The sequence below is a fragment of the Kocuria tytonicola genome (assembly GCF_003687455.1).
GTDB lineage: Bacteria > Actinomycetota > Actinomycetes > Actinomycetales > Micrococcaceae > Kocuria > Kocuria tytonicola.
On record NZ_PHOA01000230.1, the window covers coordinates 1 to 392 of the forward strand.

Sequence of the window (392 nt, forward strand, 5' to 3'; positions counted from 1 at the left end):
GGGGTTCCAGGAGGGGTGTCATGACCACTCACGGTGACGCCCCCAGCAACGAAGCCCCTAGCCAGGAAGGGTTATCAGGGGGTTCCAGTGCGGTGTTCACGATGAAGGAAGCCGCCGATGTGGCAGGTGTCAGCGTGAGCACCCTCCGCCGACGACGCGCCGAGCTGGAAGAAGCGGGGGCCACCATCACCTCCGCCGGGTGGCAGGTGCCCATGACCGCACTCATAGCCGTGAGCCTCATCCACGGCGACGAGGTCTCTCTCGAACGCGTCCGTTGGTGATGGTGGGGTGGGGTTAGAGCTTCTTGGATGCTTTGCCCACGCAGTAGCCGACGGTGCCTCCGCCGACTCCGGCAGCGGTGTAGCAGGCGGCGATTCCTACCCATCCAGTGG

General features: G+C 65.3%; 1 protein-coding gene. It reads left to right on the plus strand.

The features are described from left to right. The first annotated feature begins 134 nt into the window (after positions 1–134). A complete protein-coding gene (locus tag CWC38_RS12190; RefSeq protein ID WP_165860422.1) occupies positions 135–281 on the plus strand; it encodes a hypothetical protein in 147 nt (48 codons plus the stop codon). Positions 282–392: the final 111 nt, after the last annotated feature.